Source organism: Legionella rubrilucens, assembly GCF_001468125.1.
In the GTDB taxonomy this organism is placed as follows: Bacteria; Pseudomonadota; Gammaproteobacteria; order Legionellales; family Legionellaceae; genus Legionella_C; species Legionella_C rubrilucens.
Genome location: NZ_LNYT01000007.1, coordinates 876,316 through 883,296, shown reverse-complemented (window position 1 = coordinate 883,296; position 6,981 = coordinate 876,316). Strand labels below are relative to the sequence as shown.

The window sequence follows — 6,981 nt, the reverse complement described above, 5'->3', positions numbered from 1 at the left end:
CAGCTATGAATCGCTTCATGATCGAATTCGGCGATAGAGTTACCCGATAACAGGACGGCTAGTTACACAGAATTCCGGACAGACTCCAATTTTGAATTTTACATCTTGCGTCCTTCACTAACAATAGCTTCTCAAAAAAGCAATGTTAAATTGAATTAGGTTCTGTGAACCAATTTTTGAGCATCCATATAAGTTGTAGTAGTTCAAACTTGATCTGACAGTTGCCGGTATTTAAGAGGTGGAATAACAAATTCTGCCGCTTATTAAGAGAAATGTTGATTACTTAATAAGGCAGGCACTATACGATAGCCTACAGCATCGATGATTCCTTTGCCATCCTTAAGTTCGGTAAGGACCTTATCCTGTAATTGCTGGGTGAACGATACGATACGGTCGCATCTTATTCCAATTGGTCCACTCTACACCGCCGGTTGAAGGGTAATCCCCCCATATTTAACCGAAGCTAAAAGTAGACGATTAGGCAACTAGTGCCAATTTCTGCTTTAGAGGAATCCCTCCGATGGCAGTATTAGGCCGTTCATTGTTATACGTCCATAGCCATTGTGTCGTATGTAGCTGTACTTCAGCAATGCTTTCAAATAAATGTTGGCTTAACCAATCATATCTAACAGTACGGTTATAGCGCTCGAGATAAGCATTTTGCTGTGGTTTTCCTGGCTGAATAAAAACTAATTGAATCTGATTTTTATTAGCCGATTGTTCCAGCACCTTACTGATATATTCAGATCCATTGTCACAACGGATCTGTCTTGGTTTACCGCGCCATTCAATGATCTGATTAAGGGTCCTTACAACACGTTCTGCCGGCAAGGAAAAATCCACCTCAATAGCAAGGCCTTCGCAATTGAAATCATCAAGAAGGTTTAATAATCGATAAGAACGCCCATTGTCTAATTGATCATGCATAAAATCCATCGACCAACATTCGTTGATTGCAGTAGGCACCACCAATGCTTCCGGCTTTCCCTGATTAACCGCTTTTTCGGTTTTATCCGCATGTTGAGCTCTAATTCCCGATAGATTCGATAAACACGCTTATGGTTCCAGACAAATCCTTTCACATTACGAAGGTATAAAAAACAGAGGCCAAAACCCCAATTACGCTGGTTCTGTGCTAATCGCAACAACCAATTTGCTATCAGGGCGTTTTCGCCATTTAATTTAGCTTCGTAGAGATAACAGGTTTCACTGATGCCAAACAACTCACACGCCAATCGAATAGAAATATCCTTATGGGTCACCGCCTTTTTCGCCAATTCTTTTCGGCGTGACGGTGTTACCACTTTTTTTCAATAGCCTCTTTAAGGATTTCCGCTTTTAAGCGTTCTTCAGCGTACATTTTTTTAAGACGGCTATTTTCAGCTTCCAGTTCTTTTAGACGAGACATCATCGACGTGTCCATACCACCATATTTTGCGCGCCATTTATAAAAAGTAGCCGCACTAATGACATGCTCTCGGCATAGTTGTGAAATAGGAGTGCCATTCTCAGCTTGTTTTAGAATGGAGAGGATCTGACTATCTGTAAATTTTGATCTTTCATGAAGAATCCCCTTCGTCATAGAGTACGAGAAAATTCTACTTTTAACAGCAGTTATTTTGAGGGGGGATTACCAATCTGAATCAGTTTCAACCTAATTTGACACAACTACCTGAAAAGATGAGGGTTTCCGATTGGATAGAAGTGTGTACTTTAGCTAAAACCAAAGGAAAACTCTCATGATAGATAACGACGCTTGCAATTCGCCAAACATTTGTCTCTTTTATCCTATAGTTAACTAATGGGCGCTGTGTTTAATAAGCAAATTTCTGTCAAAGCCAACCTGAGGAAAACACTTATGAGTGCCAACAAAGGTGATATTTATTTAAGTATGCGGGAATTAATGAACCTGATGATTATCCTTGGTTATCCTTCATCTCCCAAGGGCCTTTGTTACGGTTATGCTTATTCGGCGCAATTGGCGATGCTTGGGGAAGAGACAGATACATTTAATCAGCGCTCGATTAAATTATCTGAAATATATCGGAGGCTTGAAGAACATACAAAAGAAAGTTTGCTAAAAATATATAATCCTTATCCCCCACCAAACTTGAACAGTGATCCAGATGATTATATCGGTGTCTTGATTGCAATGTTACAAAAAAGCCGATTTGCGAAGGATAAGACCGACTTCAATAAATTGGAAAGATTGAAACAGGATCTTGTTTTAGAGTTTACGCATTCTGTACAAACTATTTTTATTAATAAAGAGAGCGCCGTTCTTCAAAGCCAAGCCTATTTTGATACAGTGGCCGTTTTCCATGATATCTCTTCCATCTACCCCTCTAATGTACCTAGGATTACAGAGCAAAATGCGCGCCTAGTCATGGGATTACTTACTCCAGTTAATCTTGAAAAGAAGGGTAAAAAAATTCATCATGGCAACGCAATCACCGGTATTTTTGACCACCGCGCTTTAAGCCAGGCTTTATCTGCGATAGCAAAAAAAATACCCCCTATGATTTCTCCAGTGTCGTTTGAATTTGCTGGTGAAATCCACGTAAACGGCTATGGAGACAACCCACAACATGCAATTGCGGTGGGTTTTGATCCGAACAAAAAAGAATGGTTATTTGCCGATTCTATGGATCATCAAATCAAACGTTTTCCTCTTGGGAAAGAAGATGAGCTAGCAGCTGAAATATTAAAAGAATTTACTCAAGGGAAAAAATTTGAAGGTTGGATCGCTAAACCGCTTTACATCAATCCTCTGCTAACTGATGCAAAGGCGCTTCAACCATTTAATCAAGGAATGACTGAGCTGCAGAGCTCTGAAGTATGGTTGCAATTGCAAGCATCCAATCCGGAGAGTGAGGAGTTTCTTGTAAAAAGTATCCTTGCGGAAGGCTCTCCCCAAGATATAGAAAATTTTTTTTCAAGAAACCCTTATAAACTTTTAATAACTAAAATTGAAATCGATAAAAAACCCTTGATTAACTGGTTTATTTGGGCAAGAAACAGTTCTGAAGATATTGATGCACTTTTAGCCAGTTTTATCAAATGTGGTGGAGTGGTGAATACAACCAACAGCGAAGGAGAATTCGCGTTTCATTTATACCTTGCTGATTGTTGGAAAAGGAAATTAACTGAAGGTGACAAGAAGGCTATTCAGCTTTTTTTAGACAATGGGGCTGATATCAATGCTCGTACCAGCGGTAATCACTCACCTCTTTTTCATTCAGTATATCATTGTAATAATGAACTTGTTTACTTTTTATTAGAAAAAGGGGCTGATCCAAATCAACTAAGTGTTAATTGGGATGACAGTATTATCTCACCTTTGCATCTTGCAATAGAAACAATAGGTCGGGGAGAAGATATAGGAGCTGAGGGAATGGAAGTGGCAATTTTTCTTATTGAGCACGGTGCTGATCCCCATGCTGGTGAAGAGCTGGGTAAAGGAAAATCAGCTTTTCAGTTATTACAGGATGAGCGTGAAAAATACCCTGGTTTTGAGGCTTATAAACAATTAGAAGAGTTATTTTTAAGTGCTGCAAAAACACCAAGTCAATCTGGAGGGCTTAAGTAATAGTGATCCTCTCCCCAAAATCGATCCAGCATTAATTTGTAGTAAGTTCAAACTTTTGATCCTCTCCCAAAAACAGAGCCGTCAAAAACTAGAAAAAACTGACATCCGAGATTTTCTGCCTAAACTGATTTGGGGTCAAATTGTTCAGGGAGGAATAGGGCCGAAAATCGTTGTAATCTTGACGCCATTCCTCAATTTTTCTTTTAGCATCTTCCAGAGAAAGAAACCAGTGGCTGTTCAGGCATTCATCCCTAAAACTGCCATTAAATGACTCAATAAACGCGTTATCTGTTGGTTTTCCGGGCCTTGAGAAATCCAGAGTTACGTTATTCTGATAAGCCCATTTGCCTAATGTCTTTGAAATAAACTCAGGGCCATTATCAATCCGGATGCTTTTTGGTAGCCTGTTATCAAGGACTCTGAGCTGCTCAAGAACATTCACAACTTCCTCACCCCGAATAGTCGGCCCTACATGAATAGCCATGCATTCCCGACTAAAATTATCGACTATAGTTAAAGCCCGTATTCTCCTGCCATTAAACAGATTGTCAGAAACAAAGTCCATGCTCCAGCATTCGTTTAAAGTGGACGCCATTAATCGTTCTTCTCTGTGCGCACCAGCAACATGACGGCGCGGACGCTTGCTGCGAAGATTAAGACCTTCCTCACAATAAATGCGGTGAACTTTTTTGTGATTGATAACCCATCCTTCCCGCCTTAATAAAACATGAATGCGTTGATAACCATAACGTACCCATGTGTGGGCTATCTCACGTATACGATGTCTTACTGCTGTATCTTCGCCACGACGTGAACGGTACTGATACACACTACGGCTTAACATTAGAACTTCACAGCTTCTGCGGATGCTTATCCGGTAACTGTCCTGAAGAGCCAATGCCAACGCTCGCTTTTTCCGTGGCTTTAAAGCTTTTTTGACAGAACATCCTGCAACATCTGCTCATCAAGACTTAGGTCAGCAACCAACTGCTTAAGACGTTTGTTTTCATCTTCCAGCTGACGAAGTTTCCTGAGTTCCGATGCACCAAGCCCACCATATTTTTTCTTCCATATGTAAAATGTCGCCTCGCTTATTCCCAGCTTTCGGCATACCTCTGAAACACTCGTTCCCAGTTCCGCCTGCTTCAACCCAAACAGAATTTGTTCTTCTGTAAATTTGCTTCTCTTCATGATGGCTTATACCTTTTTTTGCTTGTTGATATTTTGCCAGATTTCTCCAGTTTAGGGTGGATCCATTTTCAGGGAGGAGATCAATTGAGTGAATCTGACTGTCTGTAGATTTTGATCTTTTCATGAAGAATCTCCTTCGTCATAGAGTACGAGAAGATTCTACTTTTCACCTCAGCTATTTTTAGGGGAATTACCGAGCCACCTGCCCCCCCAAAAAACCTAAAGCAAGAAGAAATAATCTTATTTGTCTCAATAAAGGGTCATCTACTGATGCCCTGAAGAATGCTCAATCTATACCCTGCTTAATATGCCATTGAAAACAGTTTTCCAAGCAAAAAATGATAGGATTTTCATCGCGTCAAGGTTGGCCATCGACACAGACAATACTGTTTCAATTATTGCATCACGGCAACTATTAGAAGCACGTATATCATCTAAGCCTTATTATAAAATCGGGGTTTAAATGCCGGTAAATTTTGATTTTCTTTGTAAAATATGCTTCTTCATAAGTTACTAGCAAATTCTACTTTTGACTTCAGTGAGTTGTATGGGAGATTCCTCAGCATTGGATATCTTGCCAGAGCCTCTCTTCCTGTAAAGAGGATTGTAGACAATCAAAACTTGTTCATGTGGATTAAAGAAGGAAGAAGCCATCTGACTGGTTAGGTTGGATTTTGAGTATCTGGGCTGATAAAGTGGATTATAACTGACTTTACAGATACTTTGTTTATCATTGCTATGTCTCATGAATTTTGGCGAGGTGCTTCCAGGAGGCTCATGAGTGTCTGGAGGTACCTTACTCCTACTGGCAACATCATTTTTTATACCTAAAGTTTGAGTTTTCGCTCTATCGACAAGAATTTTTTGCATGGAGCTGGCTTTGTTCGTTAGATACACGTTATGGGAGCCATCCTGCATTTTTTGCCGTTTCTGGTCCATTTTATGATATAAATTTATCCATTTTATTCTGAAGTCGGGAAACCGTGACCATAAATCTTTGAGTCGAACAGCTTCAGGGTCATCTTTTTCAATGGCGGCAGCAATAGACTGTTTTAAAATCCCCTGTAAGGTTTTAACTTTATATTGAACGTGCTTATACTCTATAATTTCCTCATCATTTGTACCTTGTACCATTGCCAAGAGAATGCTGTTATAAAGTCGTGATTGAGAATAACGTAATACATGAGGAGAGGGAAAGAATAACAAGCTTTTGTAAGACCTGCCCTCGTCTATTGAGCCAAAATCATTTTTATCAGAATAAAGGGAAGCTACAAATGAATACTCACGTAGTTGTTCACTATTATTTTTAAGTAATTCTTTTAGATATAAAATTCCTAGAGTACCGCATGAATCACTGTCAACCTGGGGTTGAAGCCTTTTCATGGGGTCTTCGTCGAATCCACCCTCAACGTCCTTTTTGCTTAGCGTAAATGTTACGAAAGGGGATAAATCCGTGATAAAAAATTTATCAAAATCTGTTGATTCAAACATATTACTTTCGTGTAAAAACCAATGAACCGGCTTAACGATGGAGTCACGCTTTATTAATAAAGTCTCAAAATGAGCAGTTCCCTTACAGCGATTATTTGTAAAAAAATAGGCCACCACTTCATCATCAGATAGGGATTTTTGGATGGATTTCACTTCATCTATTGCTTGACTTTTATTAAGACAAACACTGTTTCTTCGTTCATATAATTCTGCAATTTCCTTTTGCCGATATTCATCTAATCTCTTACGGCACTTCAACTTTTTTACAATAGCGTTTAAACGTAATTGTTTCTCTTCAGATAATTCTTTTAATTGGCCGTCTTTATTTAAAAACTCATCATTAATTGCTTCATACAACTCCTGGTAGTGCCTTTCAAAATCAGAATGCTTATTATTCTTTCGGTTGAGCCTGTACTTTCCCGGCATGCAGGCATTCGGGGGTGACCAGTGATGAATAATTTGTCTAGCATAGGCTAGCTGTTCATTTTCGTATTCATTAATTTCAGCTTGCACCTGTAAATAATTTTCAGCCATCATCCGGCGTCCGATGAATGTCGTGCCGTTAACAACGTAGCGTAAATTTATTTTATGTTTACTAAAAAAATAGGGAACAAGTGTATCGTAATCACTAACGTTTAGACGATATCCCTTATGTTTCTGCTTGAATAGGCCGGTTTTTGACAACATGTGTAAACTCTTTTTAATGGAAA

Annotated in this window: 3 protein-coding genes and 1 pseudogene; 1 reads left to right on the top strand and 3 read right to left on the bottom strand. The window is 39.3% G+C overall.

Annotation, left to right across the window (positions count from 1 at the left end):
- Positions 1-477: 477 nt before the first annotated feature.
- A pseudogene (locus Lrub_RS07470) lies at positions 478-1,582 on the bottom strand (IS3 family transposase).
- Positions 1,583-1,858: 276 nt separating this feature from the next.
- On the opposite strand from Lrub_RS07470, the gene Lrub_RS07460 reads away from it, so the two are divergent.
- The gene (locus Lrub_RS07460) at positions 1,859-3,589 is read left to right on the top strand and encodes an ankyrin repeat domain-containing protein (RefSeq protein ID WP_058531530.1); all 1,731 of its coding nucleotides are present in this window, start codon (positions 1,859-1,861) and stop codon (positions 3,587-3,589) included.
- A gap of 88 nt (positions 3,590-3,677) precedes the next feature.
- Here Lrub_RS07460 and Lrub_RS14430 read toward each other — a convergent pair.
- Both Lrub_RS14430 and Lrub_RS07445 read right to left on the bottom strand, forming a co-directional pair.
- A protein-coding gene (locus Lrub_RS14430; RefSeq protein WP_133134140.1) for an IS3 family transposase occupies positions 3,678-4,780 on the bottom strand; the annotation gives its coding sequence in 2 pieces (ribosomal slippage) (positions 3,678-4,528 and positions 4,528-4,780; 1,104 coding nt in all).
- A 513-nt stretch (positions 4,781-5,293) separates the two neighbouring features.
- Positions 5,294-6,958: a hypothetical protein gene (locus Lrub_RS07445; protein ID WP_058531527.1), complete on the bottom strand. Its 1,665-nt coding sequence runs from the start codon at positions 6,956-6,958 to the stop codon at positions 5,294-5,296.
- Positions 6,959-6,981 lie beyond the last annotated feature (23 nt).